This is a genomic window from Alteromonas aestuariivivens, from assembly GCF_003367475.1.
GTDB classification, from domain to species: domain Bacteria; phylum Pseudomonadota; class Gammaproteobacteria; order Enterobacterales; family Alteromonadaceae; genus Alteromonas; species Alteromonas aestuariivivens.
Genome location: NZ_QRHA01000030.1, coordinates 1 through 1027, shown reverse-complemented (window position 1 = coordinate 1027; position 1027 = coordinate 1). Strand labels below are relative to the sequence as shown.

Below are 1027 nucleotides of genomic sequence, written 5' to 3'. Positions count from 1 at the left end.
CTGCGTTTATAGCGCTGCCAAAAAAAGAGGTTGGGCTGACTGCGGAAAGGTGAGCCGGGTGGGTAGCCCTTGCCGTTTCTGTATAACAGCGTTGCTGAGCAACATTGAGAGAGTACTGGGGGCTAACACCTAAATATGGGGCACAAACACGTAGGCTAAATTGCGAAGCAGAGCCTGCGTGTTTGTGTCCCAGCCCGCCCTGGCGGGCGACATAATTTTTTTGTTATGTGACACTTAAATACAACCTATATCCCTGCTCTTTTGGGCTACCCATTAATTGAGCTGCATTAACCAAGTGTTGCCAAAATTCACTACTTGGTGGCTGATTGTCCTCAATAACTCCATCTAGTTCTTCCATTGCCAATCGAAGTTCATTGTTTTGTATATACTCAAGAAAGTCACATTCCCGATATCCAAAATCCGATTGTTTAACATTCGTAGGTAAGAGTTGATAAGCCATTTGAAGGTCTGCTTTGATCAAGTTCCATTTTTCCAACTTATCCATGAACTTCCTTTGGCACATAACGCCCCACTAAGGGGCGATAACACATGGGCTAAAATTAGGAACGAAGTGACGCAGCCCATGTGTTAGCGTCCCACCGAGCGAAGCGAGAGCCTTGAGTGGTTTGTTATAAGACAATTTACTTTGAAGCATGCCATACACTATCAAGTGGTTCACTATTGCGTGAGATTCTGGGTTGCCAATAAGATCATTGGTTAATTCATTTCCACCCCAGTCTTCTGTCATAAAATGATCATGAGCATTTCCGGATTTTTCAGCTTGCATGGCAATAGCGTCTAGTCTGCGTGCTAGCCAGCGCAACTGTTCTGGAGAACCATGGATATAAACCTGTTCAGCATCCTTGTCTTTCTCAACTGTTAGCATGAATTTCCTTTTGGCTTATAACGCTCCGCATAACGGGCAAAAAGACGTAGGCTACAATAACGAGCGAAGCGAGGGAGCCTACGTGTTTTTGTCCCCAGCGAGCGAAGCGAGTGGTTAATGCGATTGTTAGCCCAGCCGATG

Annotated in this window: 2 protein-coding genes; both read right to left on the bottom strand. The window is 45.5% G+C overall.

What is annotated here, in order from left to right; translation table 11 throughout:
• Positions 1-223 precede the first annotated feature (223 nt).
• Positions 224-505 carry a hypothetical protein gene (locus DXV75_RS17000; protein ID WP_115594613.1) on the bottom strand — a complete coding sequence of 94 codons (282 nt, stop codon included), beginning with the start codon at positions 503-505 and terminating at the stop codon, positions 224-226.
• A gap of 27 nt (positions 506-532) precedes the next feature.
• Positions 533-886 carry an Imm32 family immunity protein gene (locus DXV75_RS16995; RefSeq protein ID WP_115594612.1) on the bottom strand — a complete coding sequence of 118 codons (354 nt, stop codon included), beginning with the start codon at positions 884-886 and terminating at the stop codon, positions 533-535.
• Between the last annotated feature and the right edge of the window lie 141 nt (positions 887-1027).

Bases quoted from the DNA above. Each gene is read 5' to 3' on its own strand.
- DXV75_RS17000 (WP_115594613.1), bottom strand. From the start codon at position 505: ATGGATAAGTTGGAAAAATGGAACTTGATCAAAGCAGACCTTCAAATG.
- DXV75_RS16995 (WP_115594612.1), bottom strand. From the start codon at position 886: ATGCTAACAGTTGAGAAAGACAAGGATGCTGAACAGGTTTATATCCAT.